Source organism: Streptomyces sp. NPDC002499, assembly GCF_053595415.1.
The window spans coordinates 604,899-626,812 of sequence record NZ_JBSFXO010000003.1 but is presented as its reverse complement, the minus strand read 5'-3'; the positions used below and the strand labels follow the sequence as shown (position 1 = coordinate 626,812).

The window sequence follows — 21,914 nt, the reverse complement described above, 5'->3', positions numbered from 1 at the left end:
TGCAACTTGCTGCTTTCTGTGGCTGGACCGTGCACGTCCCTCAGGCGGGAACGACACTATGAGACGGTCAGTCAACGGACTGCCGGCTCCGTGGCCGAATCGCGACGGTGTGTCCGGCGGTCCCGACCCCTTCTCCCTGGAGGTCCCGTGGCGCTCTCGCCGACGGACGTCACCCAGTTCGCCGCGGTCGACACCACGCGCGCGGCGCGGGTGCTCAGCGAGGTCCGCTCCGCCACGCTCGCGGGGCAGCGGGCGCCCGTCGCGCCGCGGCCGGTGATCGAGCAGTCCTGGGGGCGCACCCTGCGCAGCGGCGTCGATCCCGAACGGGACCTGCGGGCCGGGGTGCTGGACGCCGACGAGGTGCGGCGGCGCCGGGACTCGACGGAGCTGCGGCATGTGCTGCCGGTGCTGCGCGAGGGGCTGTTGTCGGTCGCGGACGTCGCCCACCACATCATGGTGGTCGCGGGCCCGGACGGCCGGGTGCTGTGGCGGGAGGGCAGCACACCGGTGCTGCGCCGGGCCGACGGTCTCGGCTTCGAGGTCGGCGCCGACTGGCGCGAGGAGGTCGTCGGCACCAACGGCGTGGGCACCCCGGCGGTGGTCCGCCGTCCCGTGCAGATCTTCGCCTCCGAGCACTTCGTGCGCTCGCTGGCCACCTGGACCTGTACCGGTGCCCCCATCACCGACCCGCGCGACGGGCGGCTGCTGGGGGTGGTGGACGTCAGCGGACCGCTGGAGACGATGCACCCGGCCACGCTCGCCTGGGTCGACTCGGTGGCCAAGCTCGCCGAGGCCCGGCTGCGCGAGCTGCACATGACCTCGCTGGAGCGGCTGCGCGCGGTGGCGGCCCCGGTCCTCGCCCGGCTGTCGGGGCGGGCCCTGGTGGTGGACCGGAACGGCTGGACCGCCGCGGTGACCGGGCTGCCGGCCCCCGGCCGGATCGCGCTGCCCAAGTCCCTGGCGCCGGGCCGCCGGTGGCTGCCGCCGCTGGGGCCCTGCTCGGTGGAGCCGCTGGCCGGCGGCTGGCTGATCAGGGCGTCCGACGAGCCGACCCCGCGCGCCGCCACCCGCGTCGTGCTGGATCTGACCCGCCCGCGCCGCTGGACGGTGACGGTGTCGGAGTGCGCGGGTTCCTGGAGCCGCGAACTGAGCCCCCGGCACGCCGAGTTGCTCTATCTGCTGGCGCTGCACCGAAACGGGCGCAGCGCGGCGGGCCTGGCCGAGGACGTGTTCGGCGACGCGGCCCGCACGGTGACCGTACGGGCCGAGATGTCACGGGTACGCCGGTATCTCGGCGGGCTGTTGGAGCATCGGCCCTACCGGTTCCGCGAGCAGGCCGAGGTCGAGGTGCTCCTCCCGGACGACCCGCTGGACCTGCTGCCGTACTCGACGGCCCCCGCGCTGACGGCGGGACGGACTCCGACCGGGACCCCTTGAATCCGACCGGGACCCCCTGAATATGCCCGTTCCGTCACCGTGCGTGCCCGAGCGGCGGCATCTTCCGCATATTTGCAGGGTCTTCGTCCCCCGCGGCCCTCGCCTGCCGTAGCATCCCTCTACGGGCCACCCCACCTGCTCCTTGGTCAACGCTCGGACCAACCACCGCAGTTGGCTCGCCTCGGGAGGTTCGATGAAGCAACGCGGCAGACACCGCAGGCAAAGGCGCGGCCAGGCGGTGCGCGGCTTCCTGGCCGGGACCGCGCTCGCCCTCACCGCGGCCGCCACCATGATCAGCGCTTCTCAGGCCACCGTCAGTGACACTCCCGGCGGTCTGAAGCCGCTGGCCGCAGACGCCAAGGGGGCCGACCTCAGGCTCCAGGAGCACCTCGTCCCCCAGGGCACCCTCGACCGCCTCTCCGCCGCCATGGGCAAGCCGGTCGGCGTCCGCGCGGTCCTCGACGACAGCGACCGCACCCTGCGCGACGCGGCCGACTGCACCACCTCCGAGCGCGGCACCCTGCCCGTCGAACCGGCGGCCACGCGCGCGTACTGCTGGGACAGCGCCGACAGCAGCGGCTGGCAGGCCGGCGCGGTCACCACCTCCGGGGACGCGGACGACGACGGCCACTGGGGCGAGAACCGGGTGATCCTGTCCGGCTGGAGCCACGACACCACGCGGGGCAAGGGCTCCGGCATCGCCCGGGTCGCCTTCGTGAACGCCGACGATCCCGCGCATCTGACGTACACCTGGGCGGTCCTCGCGGTCCCGGTGGACGGCGGACGCGACTACCGAGGTCTGCCCTCCGCGGTCTCCGGCATGGTCTGGTACCAGGGCAAGCTGCTGGTCACCACCGACACCGGCCTCTACGCGTACGACATGCACCGGGTGCAGCGGGCCACCGTCGACAGCCTCAAGGTCGGCAAGGTGCGCGGCGGCTGGGCGGCGTACGGCTACCGATACGTGCTGCCGGCGATCGGCTCGTACACGCTCGGCGGCGGGTCCCCCCGTCCCACGGCGATCTCTCTGGACCGCAGCACCGCGCCGGACAGTCTGGTCGCGAGCGAGCGGGTGCCCGTGGACGGTGATCTGCGCACCCGGCTGTGGCGCTACGCGTTCAGCTCGGACCCGGCACGGGCCGGGCTCCTGGCCACGGACTCCGCCGGGAACGCGGTCGCGGACGCGGCCTACGAGACGAAGGTGACCGGCGTCGCGGGCGTCCTCTCGCTCGACTCGACCTGGTATCTGGACCGGGCGGCCGACACCGCGGGCGACCACGGCACCCTCTGGCGGCAGAACGCGGACGAGGCGAAGACCACCGAGTGCGGCTCGGACGCCTCGCACCAGTGCTGGAGCGGCCGGGCGGGTTCGCTCTCCTACTGGGCGGCGACCGGCGAGGTCTGGTCCCAGTCCGGCCGGATGCTGTACGCGCTGCCGCTGTCCTCGATCGACAAGTCCGCCGGCCGGTAATCGACAAGCCTCCGGGCCGGATGATTCCCTGGCGGACATGAGCACCTTCCCCGTGACCACCTGGTCCCTGGAGCAGACCGCCCCGACCGACCTGCTGCCGGCCGCCGCGCCGGACGGGGACGTCCGGATCGTCCGCTCCGAGCTGCCCTCCCCCGAGTTCAGCCGTTTCCTGTACGCCTCCGTCGGCGGCGACATCCTCTGGACCGACCGGCTCGGCTGGCCGTACGCGCGCTGGGAGCAGTATCTGGACCGGCCGGGCGTGGAGACGTGGGTCGCGTACGAGCGCGGGACGCCCGCCGGGTTCGTGGAGCTGGACCCGCAGGACGACGGGGTGGTGGAGATCGCCTACTTCGGGCTGATCCCCGCCTTCCGGGGCCGCCGGATCGGTGGCCATCTGCTCGCGTACGGCGCCGCCCGCGCCTGGGACCTGGCGGACCGGTGGCCGGGTCTCGCCCGCACCAAGCGGGTCTGGCTGCATACATGCAGCAAGGACGGGGAGCACGCCATGGACAACTATCTGCGCCGGGGCTTCACGCTCTTCGACACCAAGGTCGAGGAGGAGCGGGAGGTGACCACGCCCGGCCCCTGGCCCGGGGCATACCCCGCCTGACCTGCGCAGACAAGACCGCGTGCGGCGCATGTGACCGATGACACCCGTGTCTCGCACTTCGAGACCAGGGTGTCCGCATGTCGGACGAAGCTGGACTGTGTCCAGATCGCCATGACACGCTTCCGTCATGTCCGGAACTGGAATTGCCTTGGTGAGTCGGCGGCACGTCGATCTCGGCCGCATGTCCAGCGCCATCTGTCCGGCGAGCTGAGAGCCGCAGCGACACCGACATCTCCTGCATACGTCTCATCCCGCGCAACGACGCGCACGTAGACCCATGCGCCCGTACCCGCAGGTAAGAGCCGCTCCCGTCTGTCCCGGAGGACCTCCAACATGGCCGCCACCCCGCAGAACCCTGGTGCCGCAGCGCCCCGCCGCAAGGTGAGCCGTCACCGCGGTGAGGGTCAGTGGGCAGCGGGACACTTCACCCCGCTCAACGGCAACGAGCAGTTCAAGAAGGACGACGACGGTCTCAATGTGCGGACACGCATTGAGACGATCTACTCCAAGCGCGGCTTCGACTCGATCGACCCGAACGACCTGCGCGGCCGGATGCGCTGGTGGGGTCTCTACACCCAGCGCAAGCCCGGGATCGACGGCGGCAAGACCGCGATCCTGGAGCCGGAGGAGCTGGACGACAAGTACTTCATGCTGCGCGTCCGGATCGACGGCGGCCGGCTGACCACGGACCAGCTGCGGGTGATCGGCGAGATCTCGCAGGAGTTCGCGCGCGGCACGGCCGACCTCACGGACCGGCAGAACGTGCAGTACCACTGGATCCGCATCGAGGACGTGCCCGAGATCTGGAACCGGCTCGAAGCCGTCGGGCTCTCCACCACCGAGGCCTGCGGTGACACACCCCGCGTGATCCTCGGCTCGCCCGTCGCCGGCATCGCCGAGGACGAGATCATCGACGGCACACCGGCCATCGACGAGATCCACGGCCGCTACATCGGCACCAAGGAATTCTCCAACCTGCCGCGCAAGTTCAAGACCGCGATCTCCGGCTCCCCGCTGCTGGACGTGGCGCACGAGATCAACGACATCGCGTTCGTCGGCGTCGAGCACCCCGAGCACGGCCCCGGCTTCGACCTGTGGGTCGGCGGCGGTCTGTCCACCAACCCGAAGATCGGCGTCCGGCTCGGCGCCTGGGTCCCGCTGGACGAGGTCCCGGACGTCTGGGCCGGCGTGATCGGCATCTTCCGCGACTACGGCTACCGGCGCCTGCGCACGCGCGCCCGCCTGAAGTTCCTCGTCGCCGACTGGGGCCAGGAGAAGTTCCGCCAGGTCCTGGAGGACGAGTACCTCAAGCGCAAGTTGGTCGACGGCCCGGCGCCCGCCCAGCCGGTGGCCCGCTGGCGCGACCACGTCGGCGTCCACCGCCAGCAGGACGGGCGTTTCTACGTCGGTTTCGCCCCGCGCGTCGGCCGCGTCGACGGCGCCACCCTCACCAAGATCGCCGAGCTGGCCGAGGCGCACGGCTCGGGCCGGGTCCGTACCACCGTCGAGCAGAAGATGATCGTGCTCGACGTCGAGGAGGACCAGGTCGACTCGCTGGTCGAGGGCCTCGCCGCGCTCGACCTGACCGCCAAGCCCTCGTCGTTCCGGCGCGGCACCATGGCCTGCACCGGCATCGAGTACTGCAAGCTCGCCATCGTCGAGACCAAGGCGCGCGGCGCCGCGCTGATCGACGAACTGGAGCGTCGGATCCCGGAGTTCGACGAGCCGATCACCATCAACATCAACGGCTGCCCGAACGCCTGCGCCCGCATCCAGGTCGCGGACATCGGTCTCAAGGGCCAGTTGGTCCTCAACGACCAGGGCGAGCAGGTCGAGGGCTTCCAGGTGCACCTCGGCGGCGCGCTCGGTCTGGAGGCCGGGTTCGGCCGCAAGGTCCGTGGTCTGAAGGTGACTTCGGAGGAGCTGACCGACTACGTCGAGCGCGTCCTGAAGCGGTTCCAGGCCGAGCGCGAGGACGGCGAGCGGTTCGCGACCTGGGCCACCCGCGCCTCCGAGGAGGCCCTGTCGTGAGCGAGCGGGCGGCCCCCTTCTACTGCCCCTACTGCGGCGACGAGGACCTGCGTCCCAGCGAGCAGGGCCACGGCGCGTGGGAATGCGGAGCGTGCAATCGAGCCTTCCAGTTGAAGTTCCTCGGGCTGCTGTCCCGGGGGCTTCAGCGCACCGAAACGGGAGGGGACGAGATATGACCACCGTTCAGGAAGACCGCACGACCGACGACTTGAAGGCCCTGGCGGAGCAGGCGGGCCGCGACCTGGAGGACGCCTCCGCGCTGGAGATCCTCCAGTGGGCCGTCGACACCTTCGGCAAGCGGTTCTGCGTGACCTCCTCCATGGAGGACGCGGTGGTCGCCCACCTAGCCTCCCGGGCCAGGCCCGGCGTGGACGTCGTGTTCCTCGACACCGGCTACCACTTCCCCGAGACCATCGGCACCCGGGACGCCGTCGAGGCCGTGATGGACGTCAACGTCATCACGCTCACCCCGCGCCAGACGGTCGCCGAGCAGGACGCGGAGTACGGTCCCAAGCTGCACGACCGCGACCCCGACCTGTGCTGCAAGCTGCGCAAGGTCCAGCCGCTGGAGCAGGGCCTGACCAAGTACACGGCCTGGGCGACCGGGCTGCGCCGCGACGAGTCCCCGACCCGGGCGAACACCCCGGTCGTCGGCTGGGACGAGAAGCGCCAGAAGGTCAAGGTCTCGCCGATCGCCCGCTGGACCCAGGACGACGTGGACGCCTACGTCGCCGAGCACGGCGTACTGACCAACCCCCTGCTGATGGACGGCTACGCGTCCGTCGGCTGCGCCCCCTGCACCCGTCGTGTGCTGGAGGGCGAGGACGCCCGGGCCGGGCGCTGGGCGGGCCGCAACAAGACCGAGTGCGGGCTGCACGGCTGACCATGACGACCACTCAGGAGATACAGGAGACACACGTGACGACCGGAGCCACCGTCTGGCTCACGGGTCTGCCGAGCGCCGGCAAGACCACCATCGCCTACGAGCTGGCCGGCCGGCTGCGCGAGGAGGGCCACCGCGTCGAGGTGCTCGACGGGGACGAGATCCGCGAGTTCATCTCCGCGGGCCTCGGTTTCTCCCGCGCGGACCGGCACACCAACGTGCAGCGGATCGGCTTCCTCGCCGAACTGCTCGCCCGCAACGGCGTCAAGGCGCTGGTCCCGGTCATCGCGCCGTACGCGGACAGCCGCGAGGAGGTGCGCAAGCGCCACCAGGAGAGCGGTGCCGCGTACCTGGAGGTGCATGTGGCGACCCCGGTCGAGGTGTGCTCCGAGCGGGACGTGAAGGGTCTGTACGCCAAGCAGGCGGCGGGCGAACTCAGCGGGCTCACCGGGGTGGACGACCCCTACGAGGCGCCCGAGTCGCCCGACCTGCGCATCGAGTCCCAGCACCAGACCGTCCAGGAGTCCGCGGCCGCACTCCACGCGCTGCTCACCGAGAGGGGACTGGCATGACGACCGTCGCCACGACGGAGGACGGTACGGCCAGTCCGTACGCCCTCTCCCACCTGGACGCGCTGGAGTCCGAGGCGGTGCACATCTTCCGCGAGGTGGCGGGCGAGTTCGAGCGACCGGTGATCCTCTTCTCCGGCGGCAAGGACTCCATCGTCATGCTGCACCTGGCGCTCAAGGCGTTCGCCCCGGCGGCGGTGCCCTTCTCGCTGCTGCACGTCGACACGGGCCACAACTTCCCCGAGGTGCTCGAGTACCGGGACCGCACGGTCGAGAAGCACGGGCTCCGGCTGCATGTGGCCTCCGTGCAGGACTACATCGACCGCGGGGTGCTGAAGGAGCGTCCGGACGGGACCCGTAATCCGCTCCAGACACTGCCGTTGACGGAGAAGATCCAGGCCGAGAAGTTCGACGCGGTCTTCGGCGGCGGTCGGCGGGACGAGGAGAAGGCCCGGGCCAAGGAACGGGTGTTCTCGCTGCGGGACGAGTTCTCGCAGTGGGACCCGCGCCGGCAGCGGCCCGAGCTGTGGAACCTGTACAACGGGCGTCACGCGCCCGGTGAGCACGTCCGCGTGTTCCCGCTGTCCAACTGGACCGAGCTGGACGTCTGGCAGTACATCGCCCGCGAGGGCATCGAGCTGCCGCAGATCTACTTCGCGCACGAGCGCGAGGTGTTCCAGCGGGCCGGCATGTGGCTGACCGCCGGCGAGTGGGGTGGCCCCAAGTCCGGGGAGAGCGTGGAGAAGCGGCAGGTCCGCTACCGGACCGTCGGCGACATGTCCTGCACGGGCGCCGTCGACTCCGACGCGACCACGCTGGACACCGTCATCGCCGAGATCACCGCCTCCCGGCTGACCGAGCGCGGCGCGACCCGGGCCGACGACAAGATGTCCGAGGCCGCGATGGAAGACCGCAAGCGCGAAGGGTACTTCTAAGCATGAGCACCACCACGGAACTCACCGGACTCGCCGAGACGACCCTGCTGCGGTTCGCGACGGCCGGCTCGGTCGACGACGGCAAGTCCACCCTCGTCGGGCGCCTGTTGCACGACTCCAAGTCGATCCTCACCGATCAACTGGAGGCCGTGGAGCGTGCCTCGGCGAGCCGTGGCGCCGAGGGCCCCGACCTCGCGCTGCTGACGGACGGTCTGCGCGCCGAGCGCGAGCAGGGCATCACCATCGACGTCGCCTACCGCTACTTCGCCACGCCCAGGCGGCGGTTCATCCTCGCCGACACCCCCGGCCACGTGCAGTACACCCGCAACATGGTGACGGGTGCCTCCACGGCCGAGCTGACGGTGATCCTGGTCGACGCCCGCAACGGCGTGGTCGAGCAGACCCGCCGGCACGCGGCGATCGCCGCCCTGCTGCGCGTCCCGCACGCGGTGCTCGCCGTCAACAAGATGGATCTGGTCGAGTACAAGGAGTCGGTCTTCGCGGCGATCGCCGAGGAATTCACGGCGTACGCGCACGAGTTGGGCGTCCCGGAGGTCACCGCGATCCCGATCTCGGCGCTCGCCGGCGACAACGTGGTGGAGCCGTCCGCGAACATGGACTGGTACGGCGGCCCGACGGTCCTGGAGCACCTGGAGACGGTCCCGGTCGCCCACGACCTCAGCCACTGCCACGCCCGCCTGCCCGTGCAGTACGTGATCCGGCCGCAGACCGCCGAGCACCCGGACTACCGGGGGTACGCGGGCCAGATCGCCGCCGGCAGCTTCCACGTCGGCGAGCCCGTGACCGTACTGCCCTCGGGCCGTGCCTCGCGGATCGCCGCGATCGACCTGCTCGGCGAGCCGGTCGACGCCGCTTGGACCACGCAGTCGGTGACCCTCCTGCTGGAGGACGACATCGACATCTCGCGCGGCGACCTGATCGTGCCCAGCAAGGACGCCCCGGCGACCACGCAGGACGTCGAGGCGACCGTGTGCCATGTCGCCGACCAGCCGCTGACCGTCGGCCACCGGGTGCTGCTCAAGCACGGCACCCGCACGGTCAAGGCGATCGTCAAGGACATCCCGTCCCGTCTCACGCTCGACGACCTGTCCCTGCACCCGCACCCGGGACAGCTCGTCGCCAACGACATCGGCCGGGTGAAGATCCGCACCGCGGAGCCCCTGCCGGTGGACTCGTACGCCGACTCCCGGCGCACGGGCTCGTTCATCCTGATCGACCCGAACGACGGCACCACGCTCACCGCCGGCATGGTCGGCGAGTCGTTCGCGTCCCCGGAGCCGGTCAAGAACGAGTCCGACGACGACAGTTGGGACTTCTGAGATGAACTCCCAGGACTTCTACTCCACGTTCGCGAAGGAGGGCGGCCGCGTCGGCAGCGGCGCCCTCGGCAGCGGGCAGGGCGGAGTCGCGCGATGTGTGCGCTGACGTACGCGCACCGCCTGCGCGCCCAATCCCCCCACCCGACGTCCCGGACACGACGAAGACCCTTGCCGAACTTCCCGGCCACGACCTGAGAGACCGTGACCCGCCGGGCCAACGAGAGGAACGCCTCCCGTGCCTGCCAACCGCTCAATATTCCTCCGCCGCGGCGTCGCCGTGGTCGCCGCACTTCCCCTGCTGGCACTCGCCGCCTGCGGCTACGGGTCGGACTCCAAGGACGACACCTCGGGTGCGAAGGTCGCCGCCGGGTCCAAGAAGATCGACGGCCTCGACTCCGTCAAGATCGGCTACTTCGGCAACCTGACCCACGCCACCGCGCTCGTGGGCGTGCAGAAGGGCTTCTTCCAGAAGGAGCTCGGCGCCACCAAGGTCGCGCCCGCCATCTTCAACGCGGGACCCTCGGAGATCGAGGCGCTGAACGCGGGCTCCATCGACATCGGCTGGATCGGCCCCTCCCCGGCGATCAACGGCTACACCAAGTCCGACGGCAAGAGCCTGAAGATCATCGGCGGTTCGGCCTCGGGCGGCGTGAAGCTGGTCGTCAACCCGAAGAAGATCAAGACCCTGAAGGACGTCAAGGGCAAGAAGATCGCGACGCCCCAGCTGGGCAACACGCAGGACGTGGCGTTCCTCAACTGGGCCGCCGACCAGGGCTGGAAGGTCGACGCGCAGAGCGGCAAGGGTGACGTCACGGTCGTCCGCACCGACAACAAGATCACACCGGACGCCTACAAGGCCGGTTCCATCGACGGCGCCTGGGTGCCGGAGCCGACCGCGTCCAAGCTGGTCGCCGAGGGCGCCAAGGTGCTCCTCGACGAGTCGGACCTGTGGCCTGACAAGAAGTTCGTGATCACGAACATCATCGTGTCGCAGAAGTTCCTGAAGGCGCACCCCAAGGCCGTCGAGGCCGTGCTGAAGGCCTCCGTCGAGACCAACAAGTGGATCAACGCCAACCCGGACGAGGCGAAGGCCTCGGCGAACAAGCAGTTGGAGATCGACTCCGGCAAGGCGCTGCCCGCCGACGTCCTGGACCCCGCGTGGAAGTCGATCGAGATCACCAACGACCCGCTGGCCTCCACCCTCAACTCCGAGGCGGAGCACGCGGTCAAGGCCGGTCTGCTGGAGAAGCCGAACCTCGACGGCATCTACGACCTCACGCTCCTCAACAAGGTCCTCAAGGCCGCGGGCGAGAGCCCGGTCGACGCAGCCGGTCTCGGCACGAGCTGACGTACCCGACGAGTCCCAGGAGGTGACGACCATGGCCACGACCACGACACTCGCCAAGGCCGACGAGTCCGTCGAGTACGCCGCACGCCTTGAGCATGTCTCGAAGTCCTTCGCGACGCCGGGCGGGCAGCAGCTCGTGCTGGACGACATCAGCATCGATGTCGCTCCGGGCGAGTTCGTCACCCTCCTGGGCGCCTCGGGCTGCGGCAAGTCCACGCTGCTGAACCTGGTGGCGGGGCTCGACCAGCCCACCGGCGGCTCCATCACGACGGAGGGGCGCCCGGCCCTGATGTTCCAGGAGCACGCCCTCTTCCCGTGGCTGACCGCGGGCAAGAACATCGAACTCGCCCTGAAGCTCAGGGGAGTTCCCAAGCCCGAACGGCGCGGTAAGGCCGAGGAGCTCCTCGAACTGGTCCGCCTGAAGGGCGCGTACGGCAAGCGCGTGCACGAACTGTCCGGCGGTATGCGCCAACGCGTGGCGCTGGCTCGCTCGTTGGCGCAGCAGAGCAACCTGCTGCTGATGGACGAGCCGTTCGCCGCGCTCGACGCCATCACCCGGGACGTGCTGCACGACGAGATCACCAGGATCTGGGCGGAGACCGGGATCTCCGTCCTGTTCGTCACCCACAACGTGCGCGAGGCGGTGCGGCTCGCGCAGCGGGTGATCCTGCTGTCCTCCCGGCCCGGCCGGATCGCGCGCGAATGGACGGTCGACATCCCGCAACCGCGCCGGATCGAGGACGCGCCCGTGGCCGAACTGTCCCTTGAGATCACCGAAGTCCTGCGTGGGGAGATCCGCCGTCATGGCCAGCACTGAGACGACACGGGTCCAGGACGCCGGTGCCGGAAACGGCAGCGTCGAGGCGGGCCTGGACGCGCTGGAGACCGCGACCACCGGCCGCCCGACCTTCCGGCAGACCTTCGTCAGCAAGATCCTGCCGCCGATCATCGCGCTCGGGGTGGTCCTCGCCGTCTGGTTCATCCTCTACCCGATCGTGGACGACCCCTCCAAGCTGCCCTCCCCCGGCGCCGTGGGCAGCGCCTTCAAGGAGGCCTGGCTAGAGGGCGATCTGCTCGGCTACATCTGGACCAGCGTCTCGCGCGGTCTGCTCGGCTTCTTCTTCGCGCTGCTCATCGGCACCCCGCTGGGACTGATCGTGGCGCGGGTGAAGTTCGTCCGCGCGGCCATCGGCCCGATCCTGTCCGGGCTCCAGTCCCTGCCGTCGGTGGCGTGGGTGCCGCCGGCCGTGATCTGGCTGGGCCTGAACAACTCGATGATGTACGCGGTGATCCTGCTCGGCGCGGTCCCGTCCATCGCCAACGGCCTTGTCTCCGGCGTCGATCAGGTGCCGCCGCTGTTCCTGCGCGCGGGCCGCACGATGGGCGCGACGGGGCTGAAGGGCATCTGGCACGTCACCCTGCCGGCCGCGCTGCCCGGCTATGTGGCCGGCCTCAAGCAGGGCTGGGCGTTCTCCTGGCGCTCGCTGATGGCGGCCGAGATCATCGCCAGCTTCCCCGATCTCGGCGTGGGCCTCGGTCAGTTGCTGGAGAACGCTCGTACCGCCAGCGACATGGCCATGGTCTTCGAGGCGATCCTGCTCATCCTGTTCGTCGGCATCGCGATCGACCTGCTGATCTTCAGTCCGCTGGAGCGGTGGGTGCTGCGCAGCCGAGGCCTGCTGGTGAAGGGCTGAACGACGTCATGCGCTCCCCGGTCCTCCTCGTCATCGCCCACGGCAGCCGTGACCCACGGCATGCGGCGACCGTGCACGCCCTGGTACGGCGGGTACGGGCGGCGCGGCCGGGGGTGCGGGTGGAGGTCGGCTTCCTGGACTTCAACATCCCTTCCGTGCAAGGGGTGTTGGAGTCGCTGGACGCAGAGGGTGTCCGTGACGTCGTGGCCCTGCCGCTGCTGCTGACGCGGGCGTTCCACGCGAAGGCGGACATCCCGGCGGTGCTGGCGTCCGCGCCGGCGCGCTTGCGGATCCGGCAGGCGGAGGTGCTGGGTCCTTCGCCGTTGCTGCTGTCGGCGCTCGAACGGCGGTTGTACGAGGCTGGGTTGACGCCGGCGGACAGGTCGTCGACGGGGGTTGTGCTGGCGTCGGCCGGGTCCACGGACCCGGAGGCGATCGCGGTGATCGCGGACATCGCGCGGGAGTGGCGGGACACCGGTTGGTGCGCCGTGCGACCGGCGTTCGCCTCCGCGGCCCTTCCCCGGACCAAGGACGCGGTGCGGGAACTCAGGGCGTCGGGCTGCGCGCGGGTGGCCGTCGCCCCCTACGTTCTCGCCCCCGGCTTCCTGCCGGACCGCATCGCGCGGGGCGCGGCGGAGGCGGACGTACTCGCCGATGTGCTCGGTCCGGCGCCGGAGGTGGCCCGGGTGCTGCTGGAGCGGTACGACGCGGCTCGGGTGCCACAACTGGCGGCCGTCGGCGCCTGATCGAGCGGGGCCGGTCCGTACCCGTCCGGCCCGTACCGTCCCGCCTCTCCTGTGCGCGCGAGCCGGGTCGTGCCGTCCCGCCGTGCTCGGGGCACGGCGGGACGAGGTGGCGGCTGCCGGACCTGGCGGCCTCAGGACCTGGTGGTCGCCCTGACCGTGGCCGTCGGCCCGATGCCGGCCGCTGTCACCGCGGCGACCGTCACGGTGTACGAGGTCGCGGGCTCCAGGCCGCCGATCACCCGGAACATGCCCTTGGCGGAGGGCTGGGTGACCAGGACGTCCCGGCCGGTGACGTCGATCGGGTCACGGCCGTCGGAGACGGTCACCCGGTAGCCGGTGATCTTCGCGTCCCCGGTCGAGGTGGGCGGGGTCCAGGCGAGGGTGGCCGCCGTGGCCGCCGTGCGCAGCTTGGGACTTGTGGGTGCGCCGGGCAGGACGACCGCCGCCGTGGGGGTCAGCGGCAGCGAGGCGAGGGACGGGGCGCTGCTGCCGTACGCGTTGCTCGCCGCGACCGTCACGGTGAACGGGCCGCCGGACGACGGCAGTTCACCGATGCGCAGCAGCGCCGTCCGCTTGAACTCGGCTGCCTGCACGCCCTGTCGGGCGACCTGCGTGCCCGAGGCGTCGTACACCCGTGCCGTGTACGACCGCACCGGCGAACCTCCGTCGGCGAAGGTCGGGTTGAAGGTGACGTACAGCGCGTCCGTGCCCGCCGTGCCGGTCCCGACCCGGGACGGCGCCTCGGGGACGGACGCCGCTCCGATCCGGCGGTCGAGCAATCCCCGGTAGGCGGGTTCGAGTCCGGCGTTGTCGAGGATCCGCGACGGCACGTCGGACAGGGCGGTCATGGTCTTGTTGCCGGTCGTCACCAGCCCCTTGTTGTCGCCGTCGGCCGTGCCCTCCTCCCACCAGTTGTCCTTGACGAGGGTCGGGTCGTTGTTGCCGAGGGCGTCGCGGTAGTCCGTGTGGCGGGAGGCGACATTGGCGTAGGAGGCGTTGTAGAGGACGTTCCCCTCGACGGTCTCGTAGGTGCAGCCGTTGTCGGTGTAGATGTTCTTGCCCAGGCCCCACTGGTCGTGGACGACGTTGCCGGTGACCTTCTCGCCGTCCGTCATGGACGTCCCGGTCAGCCCCTGGGTGTAGATGCCTCCGCCGTCGTCGAGCATCTGCATGTAGTCGTGGACGAGGTTGTCCCGCACGGTGTTGTCGTGGCTCGCGTTGGGGGTGGCCGGGTCCTCGATCTTGTCGGGCCAGCCGCCCCAGCCCATCGAGATCGCCGAGTAGCCGACGTGGTCGATCTGGTTGTGGGCGATGGTGTTGTGCTGGGTGTAGCCGTTGAGGACGGCGACACCGCCGTGGTACTCGCGGGGCAGGCCGTAGAGGTGGTTGTCCGTCACCTGCACGCCCGAGGCCGGTGTGCTGCCGTCCACCCCTCCGATCTCCAGGCCGTTGCCGGAGATGTCGGTGAAGATGCTTCCCCGGACCGAGGAGTCCCTGCTCCCCGTGCCCAGGTCCAGTCCGGCGGCGCCGAGGTGGGCGAAGACGTCGTCGGCGAACTCGATGCGCTGCCCGTACGCGAAGGACACGTTGCCGGGCATCTTCGTCCAGGACGCGAACGGGCACGTGCCGCCCTCGACGTACTGGCACAGGCCCTGGGTGGCCCAGCCCTGGTCACCGGTGACGGTGTAGCCGGCCTGGATCTCGGAGAAGCCCTCGGGCCGGGAGGGAGTCAGCCAGGTCGCGTAGCTGAACCGGATGCCGCGGAAGGCGATGTCGTGCACGGGCGCGTCGGCCGTGCCCCGCCCGTCGACGAGTTTCTCGGCCGCGGCGGCCTCGACGTCGGCGCGGGCCAGGTTCTCGCCCTCGCGGGGCAGGTAGTAGACCTTGTGCGCGCTCCGGTCGAGGTACCACTCGCCGGGCTGGTCGAGGAGTTCGTAGGCGTTCTCGACGTACGTGGCCTTTCCGCTGTTCGTCAGATGCCCCGGGCCGACCATGCCGACCGTGCGCCCGGGGATGTCGGGGAACTCGACCCGCTTGTTGGAGTTTTCCCAGCAGGGCTGGACCATCGTGATCGTGGTGCCCTCGGCCGAGGCGATCCGGCAGCGCGGCTCGGTCCACTGGCCGAGGCCGTTGCGCTCGATGTTCCACAGGGCCTCGCCACTGGTGTAGACGAACTCGGCGTCCGCGGGGTGCTTCCAGTGGGCGAGGGTGTCCGAGGAGGCGGTGTAGCCGGCCGCCGTCTGCGTCAGTTGGACGGGTACGGCGCCACGGGCTCGCTGGGCGCGCACTCCGTCGACGTACAACTGCCGTGTGTCGGTGAGCCCTTGGGGTGCGGGGGCGGACCACAGCCCCTTGCGGCCCGGGACCTGGCGCCAGCCGACGACCTGACGGCCGCCGCTGACTTCCGTGTCCCCGGCACCCTGCCAGATCACCCGGTGGCCGTTCGTGCCGGAGTCGCGGGCGTCGAGGGTGAGCGGACCCGACTGGCGGTAGGTGCCGGAGGCGAGGTGGACCGTGAGATCGGACCTCAGCCGGCCGGCCCGGGTGCGGACCAGGTCGCGGGCGCGTTGCAGGGTGCGGACGGGATGTCGTGCGCTGCCGTCGGCGTGGTCGTCGCCCGTCGGTGAGACGTAGAGGTCGGAGGCCGCGGCCTGGGCCGGGACCGCGAGACCCGGGACCCCGAGGGCCAGCACAGCGGTGACAAGGGTGACGAGGGCGGCTCTTCGGTGCGTGGGCATATACCCCTCCCGTGGGATCAGCCTGAACCCAACGCCGGGAAAGGTAGGAGCATTTGAGTGCCCCAGTCAATGAACGGGGCAGAGAATGACCAGAACCCCTCCTTCCGTACCGTGATTCATCCGATCAGTCGAAGCGGAGTGATCCCGTGCGGGTGCGCTTGAGCTCGAAGAAGTCGGGGTCGCCTGCCAGGACGCGGAAGCTGTCGAAGAGTTCGGCCGCCCGGGGTCCTCGCGGGATCGCGCGCAGTACGGGGCCGAACCACACCGTTCCGTCGACATGGATGGTGGGTGTGCCCACGTAGCCGCCGGAGTCGGGCTCGACGCCGGCCTCGTGGCTGCGGCGTACGGCCTCGTCGTACGCCGTGTCGTGCGCGGCGGCGGCCAGGTCGGCGGGGAGACCCAGTTCGGCGAGGGAGTCCGCGATCACCGTGTCGAAGTCCTCGGCCTTGTCCTCGTGGATGCGGGTGCCGAACGCGGTGTACAGATCGCGCAGGACCTTCTCCCCGTGCCGCTCGGCGGCGGCCACGGCGACCCGGACGGGGCCGATGGACTTGTCGACCAACTCCCGGTACCAGTCGGGGAGTTCGTTGTCGGCGTTGTGCAGGTACAGGCTCATGGCGTGGAAGCGGAGGTCGAGCGGACGCGCCCGCTCGACCTCCAGCAGCCAGCGGGAGGTGATCCAGGCGAAGGGGCAGGCGGGGTCGAACCAGAAGTCGACGCGGGTGGACGCGGCGGCGGATGCGTTGTTCGTCATGCCGACGACATTAGGCGCCGATTGGACCGACGTCCTGAACCAATCGATCAGTTATTCACTGACCCATTCAGGACTCCTGAACAGACGCGACAGCCTCGTCGGCACGCCGGACCAGTTCCCCGATCGGCATCGATCCCGCCGCACGGCGCTCGCGCGCGAAGGTGTTGGCCAGCTGCTGGAGCAGGTCGTTGAGCGGTGTCGGGACGCCGTGCAACCGGCCGAGGAGGGCGATCTCACCGTTGAGGTAGTCCGCCTCGATCGTGCCCGTGCCGCGGGTGAGGGACTGCCAGGTCGAGCCGCCTCCACGCGGGGCGCCTTCCAGAGGGACCAGGTCCACCTTGTGGCCGCGCAGGGCTCGCTGTTCGTCGAGGCTCGCGTACGGGATTCCGGCCGCGTCGAGGATTGCCTCGCCCTCGGAGCGGACCCGCTCGTAGAGTGCCTGCGCCTCCTCGCCGGTGACCGGGCCGGCGACCGCCTCCAGCGCGTTGCCGAGGTTGCCCAGCAACTTGGCGTACTGCCAGCGGGAGACGTCCGGGACGACCGGGGACTCGAAGTGGGACTTCTCCAGGTCGGCGGCGACCAGGCGGGCGGTCTCGTCGGTGCCGTGCGGGTGGCGGCCGAGGTGGAGGATGCCGGTGAGGGGCGCGCCGCCCGCGGAGACGGAGCCGGGTTCGAGGAAGGTGGCCGGCAGCCAGACGCAGACGCCGTACACGTGCCGGAAGACGCGGAGGGCGAGGCGCTGGCCCTCGACGCCGTTCTGGGCACAGAACAGGGGCAGGCGTTCGGCCGCCGTGCCGCCGCCGGCGACCGGTGCCGGGCTCCAGGCCGCCAGGGCGGCGACCGTGTCCTGCGCCTTGACGGCGAGGATCAGGACGTCGTCGGCGCGCAGTTCGCCGAGTTCGTCCGGGCCCTCGACGGCCGGCAGGCGGTGCGTGAACTCGCCGTCCGGCACCCGCAGTCGTAGCCCGCCGTCCCGCAACGCGGCGAGGTGGGCACCCCGCGCGACCAGAACGACCTCGTGTCCGGCCCCCGCCAGGCGTCCGCCGATCGCACCGCCGACGGCACCTGCTCCGATGATGATGTAGCGCATGGCACGAGCCTCGCACAGCAATGTGTAAGGTCCATCAAAGCTCGGTGAAATCCCGGTCAGGCCGCCGGTGAGGTGAGTTCCACCAGCTTGGCCACGGTGTTCCAGTTGCGGGTCGTGGCGATCAGGCCCTTGTTGATGCGGGGCTTGGCGAGATGCTCGGCGAGCTTGGAACGGCCGAGACCGTCGGGGGCGTAGAGGTACAGGGCGCGGTCGCCGAGGCGGAACTCCTCCGGGAGGTAGGTGTCCCGGTCGATCTCCGCGAACCGGTCCGCGTCGACGGGGGTGGAGAAGTACGTGACGTGGAGCTGCTTGGGTTCCAGGTCCGCGGCCGGGAAGGGACAGGCCGCGGCGATCGCGGCGAGGTAGGCGTGGTCGCGGACGATCACGTCCACCGGGAAGCCGAACTGCTTCTCGATCGCCTCCGTCAGCTCCGCCGCCAACGCCTCCTCGTCGCCGCGGCCGGTGGTGAAGACCGCCTGCCCGCTCTGGAGGTGGGTGCGTACGCCGTCGTGACCGAGGCCGTCCATGAGCTGACGCAGCTCGGCCATCGGAAGCTTCTTCTTGCCGCCCACGTTGATCCCGCGCAGCAGCGCCGCGTACGTCGTCGTCATGGGCACACCATAAGACTGCCGTCGTGCCCAGTGGGGGTGGGCACGACGGCCTGGGCCGCGCGGAGTGGGGTACGCGAGCGGGCTGCGCGAAACTCTCGCCGATGGGCGGGCCGGGGGCAACACCTCCACACAGCTGTGACTTATTCAATAAGGTTTCGTAATCACAAACGGGACCCTGCCCGACGGACCGGACACCCCGGCGGTCCGTCCTTCCCTGATGCCGAGCCCCCCTGTCCCGGATAGATGTAGGGGACCCTCGTCCTCCCTGACGGTGACACCCGGGGGTTTACCGGTGGGTCGTGGGGAGGACCCCGGCCGGAACACCTCACCGGCGAGCACGATGAGATGCGTTTACCCGGCCCATACCTTCGAAAGGACAGGTGGCGGCAGGGGTCGTCACCGTGACGAGGGGGCAAGCCCGTCATGGGGAACGGAGAATCGCGGGTGCGGGGCGTAGCGGCCCGAGCCGGTGGCTGGAGCGCTCGGCACCGATGGGCGGCGATCGGCATATGGGTGCTGTTCGTCGTCCTGGCGATGGGGCTCGGTTCGGCCTCGGGGCGGGTCGACGTCAAGGACAGCGACCAGCTCAAGGGGGAGACACACACCGCAGCGAAGATCATCGAGGACGCGGGGATCGACGAGCCGGCCAGTGAGACCGTCCTGGTCCAGGCGAAGAGCGGCGGGATCAAGGCCACCGACGCCCAGTTCCGGGCCGCGGTCGACGCGGTCGTCAAGGCGGTCGACGGGACCGGCAAGGTCACGGACGTGACGTCGCCGTACGACACGGACACCATCTCCAAGGACGGCCGCAGCGCGCTGGTGCAGTTCGACATGCGCGGCGACTCCGAGACCGCGGGCGAGCGGGTGGAGCCGGTGCTGAAGGCCGTCGAGGGGGTGCAGAAGGAGCACGAGACGCTGCGGATCGAGGAGATCGGCGGCGCGAGCATGCAGAAGACCTTCGACGACGCCTTCGGGGACGACTTCGAGAAGGCCGAGCTCTCCGCGGTGCCGGTGGCCCTCGGCATTCTGCTCATCGCCTTCGGCGCGCTCGTGGCGGCGCTGCTGCCGGTAGCTCTGGCGATCACCGCGATCATGGCGACGATGGGCCTGATGGGCGTCGTCAGCCATGTGATGCCGATGAGCGACACCGCCAACTCCGTGATGCTGCTGGTCGGTCTGGCCGTCGGTGTCGACTACTGCCTGTTCTATCTGCGCCGTGAGCGCGAGGAGCGCGCCGCGGGCCACGACGCCCGCACAGCCCTGCAGATCGCCGCCGCCACCAGTGGCCGCGCGATCATCGTCTCCGGTGTCACGGTCTGCGTGGCGATGGCGGGCATGCTCTTCACCGGGCTCGCCGAGTTCGAGGCGATGGGCCTGGCCTCGCTGATGGTCGTGGCGGTCGCCATGGTCGGCTCCGTGACGGTGCTGCCCGCGGTGCTCTCGCTGCTGGGCGAGCGGGTCGAGAAGGGCCGTATCCCCTTCCTGCGCAAGGCGATGGAGCGCCGGGCCGCACGCACCGGCGGGGAGAGCCGGTTCTGGACCGCCGTCCTGCGCGGGGTGCTCGCCAAGCCGCTGGTGGCCGTGCTGGTCGCGGCCGGCGCACTGCTGGCGATCTCGGCCCCCGCGCTCGGCATGAAGACCCAGAACCTCACGCTGGACCAGGAGTTCGGCGACTCGCTGCCGATCGTGCAGACGTACAACCGCGTCAACGACGCCTTCCCCGGCGGCTCCGAGCCGGCCGAGGTGATCGTCAAGGCGAAGGACATCAACGCACCCGAGGTGAAGTCCGCGCTCGCCGACTTCCGTGAGCAGGCGATCAGTTCGGGCGCCTCGCGCGGCCCGGTAGAGATCAAGCTGCACAACGCGCAGAACATCGCCTACGTGTACGTCCCGCTGGTCGGCGGTTCCGATCTGGACAAGGCGGGCGCGAGTCTGAAGAAACTGCGCGACGACGTGCGGCCCGCGACCCTCGGCAAGGTGGACGGCGTCCAGGCGCCGATCACCGGACAGGTCGCCGGTTCACAGGACTTCAACGACCAGCTCGGCGGCGCCGTCGTCCCGGTCTTCGTGTTCGTGGTGGTCTTCGCCTTCGCGCTGATGCTGCTGTCGTTCCGGTCGCTGACGATCGCGATCACCTCGATCGTGCTCAACCTGCTGTCCGTGGGCGCCGCTTACGGCATCCTCGTGGCCGTCTTCCAGCACGGCTGGGGCGCGTCCCTGGTGGGCGCGGAGGGGGTCGGCGCGATCATCACCTGGCTGCCGCTGTTCCTCTTCGTGATCCTGTTCGGCCTGTCGATGGACTACCACGTGTTCGTGGTCTCGCGGATCCGCGAGGCGCGGCTGCGCGGGCGCACCACGCGGGACGCGATCCAGCACGGTGTGGTCACCACGGCCGGTGTCGTCACCAGCGCCGCGGTCATCATGGTCGCCGTGTTCGCGATCTTCGGGACCCTGTCCATGCAGTCCATGAAGCAGATGGGTGTCGGCCTCGCGGCCGCGGTGCTCATCGACGCGACGATCATCCGGGGCGTGCTGCTCCCCGCGGTGATGGCCCTGCTGGGCGAGCGCAACTGGTACTTCCCGAAGTGGATGAACCGGCTGCCCGACCTCACGCACGACGAGTCCGCGGAGATCGCCGCGCCGCCCGTGACGCGGGACGACGAGGGCGAGCGGGTGCGGGTCTGATCCTCCGCAGATTCTGAACGTCCCTGTACTGAGGGCCCGTTGGCATCCCGGGGGAGCCAACGGGCCCTCGCCGTACCGTTGTCGGAGCCGAGCACTACGGTTCCCCGCATGACTCCTGAACTGCGGGACAGATTAGGCCCCTTCCGTGACACGGCGATCGCCCGGGGCATCCCGGCCGAGGACGTGGAGCGCTGGCTGGACACCGCCCGCCCCTGCGCGACCCTGTCGAAGGACGGGGACGGGCCGGTGGTGGGCCGGTTCGGCGGGCCCCTGCTGCTGCCCGCCGACGTCCCGGACCCCTACTTCCCCTTCGTCGCCTCCATCGACCTCGCGGCCCTGCCCGCCGACGCGACGGACCTGCCCCTGCCGGCCGACGGCCACCTGCTGCTGTTCGCCTTCCCCGAGGGCGACGGCAGCCTCGCCAACATGGGCGAAGTGGTGTACGTGCCCGCGGGCACGGCCGTGACGGAGCGGGAAAAGGACTCCGGGGACCTCTTCGAGGTCGACGAATTCCGGGAGCTGATCGAGAAGTTCCCGCAGGAGGAGCTGCGCGCGACGACCGACGTCTCCCTGCCGTACCACTGCGCGGTCGAGATCCCGGAGAGCCCCTACAGCCGACCGCTCCCCGGCCACCCCCGTTCCGAGGACCTGGTCCGCGTGTGGGACGACACCCTCGACGACATCGCCGGCGACGGGCCGCTCCAGCTCGGCGGCTACTCCTCCGAGGAAGCCGTCTACCTCGACCCGGTCACCACCGTGGTGCAGTGCGCGGTGCATACGGCGCAGGAGGGCCGGTGGCCCGGCGGCGGGACCGTGTCCGCCGATGTCGCGGACTGGGTCCTGCTCGCCGACTGGAACCCCGGCATCGACGGCATCGAAGGCGCCACGGTGCACTGGGCGATCCAACGCGAGGACCTGGCCGCACAGCGCTTCGACCGTACGTGCGCCACGGTGTTCTGGAATCCCTGACAG

20 protein-coding genes are annotated in these 21,914 nt (G+C 70.4%); 16 read left to right on the top strand and 4 right to left on the bottom strand.

Features of this window, described 5'->3' with window-relative positions:
* Positions 1-147: 147 nt before the first annotated feature.
* From ACWD5F_RS10700 to ACWD5F_RS10635, 14 genes are all read left to right on the top strand, one after another.
* On the top strand, positions 148-1,437 hold the full coding sequence (locus ACWD5F_RS10700; protein ID WP_451253050.1) for a GAF domain-containing protein: 1,290 nt from the start codon (positions 148-150) through the stop codon (positions 1,435-1,437).
* A gap of 193 nt (positions 1,438-1,630) precedes the next feature.
* Positions 1,631-2,908, top strand: a complete 1,278-nt coding sequence (locus ACWD5F_RS10695; RefSeq protein ID WP_451253048.1) for a hypothetical protein — start codon at positions 1,631-1,633, stop codon at positions 2,906-2,908.
* A gap of 37 nt (positions 2,909-2,945) precedes the next feature.
* The gene (locus ACWD5F_RS10690) at positions 2,946-3,518 is read left to right on the top strand and encodes a GNAT family N-acetyltransferase (RefSeq protein ID WP_401717354.1); all 573 of its coding nucleotides are present in this window, start codon (positions 2,946-2,948) and stop codon (positions 3,516-3,518) included.
* Positions 3,519-3,645: 127 nt separating this feature from the next.
* Entirely contained in the window at positions 3,646-3,729 is an 84-nt protein-coding gene (locus ACWD5F_RS10685; RefSeq protein ID WP_309486338.1) for a putative leader peptide, read from the top strand.
* Positions 3,730-3,851: 122 nt separating this feature from the next.
* Positions 3,852-5,549: a nitrite/sulfite reductase gene (locus tag ACWD5F_RS10680; RefSeq protein ID WP_451253045.1), complete on the top strand. Its 1,698-nt coding sequence runs from the start codon at positions 3,852-3,854 to the stop codon at positions 5,547-5,549.
* Positions 5,546-5,725 carry a hypothetical protein gene (locus ACWD5F_RS10675; protein ID WP_123996898.1) on the top strand — a complete coding sequence of 60 codons (180 nt, stop codon included), beginning with the start codon at positions 5,546-5,548 and terminating at the stop codon, positions 5,723-5,725. Before ACWD5F_RS10680 ends, ACWD5F_RS10675 begins: the two co-directional genes overlap by 4 nt.
* Entirely contained in the window at positions 5,722-6,432 is a 711-nt protein-coding gene (locus ACWD5F_RS10670; protein ID WP_451253043.1) for a phosphoadenylyl-sulfate reductase, read from the top strand. The genes ACWD5F_RS10675 and ACWD5F_RS10670 overlap by 4 nt, the downstream gene beginning before the upstream one ends.
* A 35-nt stretch (positions 6,433-6,467) precedes the next feature.
* Positions 6,468-7,004, top strand: a complete 537-nt coding sequence (gene cysC / locus ACWD5F_RS10665) for an adenylyl-sulfate kinase (RefSeq protein WP_401717345.1) — start codon at positions 6,468-6,470, stop codon at positions 7,002-7,004.
* Positions 7,001-7,936 carry a sulfate adenylyltransferase subunit CysD gene (gene cysD, locus ACWD5F_RS10660; protein WP_123996901.1) on the top strand — a complete coding sequence of 312 codons (936 nt, stop codon included), beginning with the start codon at positions 7,001-7,003 and terminating at the stop codon, positions 7,934-7,936. Before cysC ends, cysD begins: the two co-directional genes overlap by 4 nt.
* 2 nt (positions 7,937-7,938) lie before the next feature.
* Entirely contained in the window at positions 7,939-9,276 is a 1,338-nt protein-coding gene (locus ACWD5F_RS10655) for a sulfate adenylyltransferase subunit 1 (RefSeq protein WP_401717342.1), read from the top strand.
* 235 nt (positions 9,277-9,511) lie between these two features.
* Positions 9,512-10,624 carry an aliphatic sulfonate ABC transporter substrate-binding protein gene (locus ACWD5F_RS10650; protein WP_451253040.1) on the top strand — a complete coding sequence of 371 codons (1,113 nt, stop codon included), beginning with the start codon at positions 9,512-9,514 and terminating at the stop codon, positions 10,622-10,624.
* 31 nt (positions 10,625-10,655) lie between these two features.
* Positions 10,656-11,441: an ABC transporter ATP-binding protein gene (locus ACWD5F_RS10645; protein WP_401717336.1), complete on the top strand. Its 786-nt coding sequence runs from the start codon at positions 10,656-10,658 to the stop codon at positions 11,439-11,441.
* Positions 11,428-12,318 (top strand): ABC transporter permease, encoded by an 891-nt coding sequence (locus tag ACWD5F_RS10640; RefSeq protein WP_451253038.1) that lies wholly within the window; start codon positions 11,428-11,430, stop codon positions 12,316-12,318. Before ACWD5F_RS10645 ends, ACWD5F_RS10640 begins: the two co-directional genes overlap by 14 nt.
* Positions 12,319-12,326: 8 nt before the next feature.
* Positions 12,327-13,064, top strand: a complete 738-nt coding sequence (locus ACWD5F_RS10635; RefSeq protein WP_451253036.1) for a sirohydrochlorin chelatase — start codon at positions 12,327-12,329, stop codon at positions 13,062-13,064.
* A 131-nt stretch (positions 13,065-13,195) separates the two neighbouring features.
* Here ACWD5F_RS10635 and ACWD5F_RS10630 read toward each other — a convergent pair whose 3' ends face one another.
* From ACWD5F_RS10630 to ACWD5F_RS10615, 4 genes are all read right to left on the bottom strand, one after another.
* Positions 13,196-15,802 carry a right-handed parallel beta-helix repeat-containing protein gene (locus tag ACWD5F_RS10630; protein WP_451253034.1) on the bottom strand — a complete coding sequence of 869 codons (2,607 nt, stop codon included), beginning with the start codon at positions 15,800-15,802 and terminating at the stop codon, positions 13,196-13,198.
* A gap of 124 nt (positions 15,803-15,926) precedes the next feature.
* Positions 15,927-16,556 (bottom strand): mycothiol-dependent nitroreductase Rv2466c family protein, encoded by a 630-nt coding sequence (locus ACWD5F_RS10625; protein WP_451253033.1) that lies wholly within the window; start codon positions 16,554-16,556, stop codon positions 15,927-15,929.
* Between the two features lie 67 nt (positions 16,557-16,623).
* Positions 16,624-17,646: a ketopantoate reductase family protein gene (locus ACWD5F_RS10620; protein ID WP_451253031.1), complete on the bottom strand. Its 1,023-nt coding sequence runs from the start codon at positions 17,644-17,646 to the stop codon at positions 16,624-16,626.
* Between the two features lie 56 nt (positions 17,647-17,702).
* Positions 17,703-18,257, bottom strand: coding sequence for a DUF1697 domain-containing protein (locus ACWD5F_RS10615; RefSeq protein WP_451253029.1), 555 nt, complete (start codon positions 18,255-18,257; stop codon positions 17,703-17,705).
* Between the two features lie 423 nt (positions 18,258-18,680).
* Here ACWD5F_RS10615 and ACWD5F_RS10610 point away from each other — a divergent pair, with 423 nt between their 5' ends.
* Both ACWD5F_RS10610 and ACWD5F_RS10605 read left to right on the top strand, forming a co-directional pair.
* A complete protein-coding gene (locus ACWD5F_RS10610; RefSeq protein WP_451253027.1) occupies positions 18,681-20,942 on the top strand; it encodes an MMPL family transporter in 2,262 nt (753 codons plus the stop codon).
* Between the two features lie 108 nt (positions 20,943-21,050).
* Positions 21,051-21,911 (top strand): DUF1963 domain-containing protein, encoded by an 861-nt coding sequence (locus ACWD5F_RS10605; protein WP_451253025.1) that lies wholly within the window; start codon positions 21,051-21,053, stop codon positions 21,909-21,911.
* Positions 21,912-21,914: the final 3 nt, after the last annotated feature.

What these genes read in the sequence shown, in the direction of transcription:
- ACWD5F_RS10695 (WP_451253048.1), top strand. Translation starts at nt 1,631, where the DNA reads ATGAAGCAACGCGGCAGACACCGCAGGCAAAGGCGCGGCCAGGCGGTG.
- ACWD5F_RS10605 (WP_451253025.1), top strand. Translation starts at nt 21,051, where the DNA reads ATGACTCCTGAACTGCGGGACAGATTAGGCCCCTTCCGTGACACGGCG.
- ACWD5F_RS10685 (WP_309486338.1), top strand. Translation starts at nt 3,646, where the DNA reads ATGTCCGGAACTGGAATTGCCTTGGTGAGTCGGCGGCACGTCGATCTC.
- ACWD5F_RS10680 (WP_451253045.1), top strand. Translation starts at nt 3,852, where the DNA reads ATGGCCGCCACCCCGCAGAACCCTGGTGCCGCAGCGCCCCGCCGCAAG.
- ACWD5F_RS10645 (WP_401717336.1), top strand. Translation starts at nt 10,656, where the DNA reads ATGGCCACGACCACGACACTCGCCAAGGCCGACGAGTCCGTCGAGTAC.
- ACWD5F_RS10620 (WP_451253031.1), bottom strand. Translation starts at nt 17,646, where the DNA reads ATGCGCTACATCATCATCGGAGCAGGTGCCGTCGGCGGTGCGATCGGC.
- ACWD5F_RS10640 (WP_451253038.1), top strand. Translation starts at nt 11,428, where the DNA reads ATGGCCAGCACTGAGACGACACGGGTCCAGGACGCCGGTGCCGGAAAC.
- ACWD5F_RS10635 (WP_451253036.1), top strand. Translation starts at nt 12,327, where the DNA reads ATGCGCTCCCCGGTCCTCCTCGTCATCGCCCACGGCAGCCGTGACCCA.
- ACWD5F_RS10690 (WP_401717354.1), top strand. Translation starts at nt 2,946, where the DNA reads ATGAGCACCTTCCCCGTGACCACCTGGTCCCTGGAGCAGACCGCCCCG.
- cysD (WP_123996901.1), top strand. Translation starts at nt 7,001, where the DNA reads ATGACGACCGTCGCCACGACGGAGGACGGTACGGCCAGTCCGTACGCC.
- ACWD5F_RS10630 (WP_451253034.1), bottom strand. Translation starts at nt 15,802, where the DNA reads ATGCCCACGCACCGAAGAGCCGCCCTCGTCACCCTTGTCACCGCTGTG.
- ACWD5F_RS10670 (WP_451253043.1), top strand. Translation starts at nt 5,722, where the DNA reads ATGACCACCGTTCAGGAAGACCGCACGACCGACGACTTGAAGGCCCTG.
- ACWD5F_RS10610 (WP_451253027.1), top strand. Translation starts at nt 18,681, where the DNA reads ATGGGGAACGGAGAATCGCGGGTGCGGGGCGTAGCGGCCCGAGCCGGT.
- ACWD5F_RS10655 (WP_401717342.1), top strand. Translation starts at nt 7,939, where the DNA reads ATGAGCACCACCACGGAACTCACCGGACTCGCCGAGACGACCCTGCTG.
- ACWD5F_RS10615 (WP_451253029.1), bottom strand. Translation starts at nt 18,257, where the DNA reads ATGACGACGACGTACGCGGCGCTGCTGCGCGGGATCAACGTGGGCGGC.
- ACWD5F_RS10625 (WP_451253033.1), bottom strand. Translation starts at nt 16,556, where the DNA reads ATGACGAACAACGCATCCGCCGCCGCGTCCACCCGCGTCGACTTCTGG.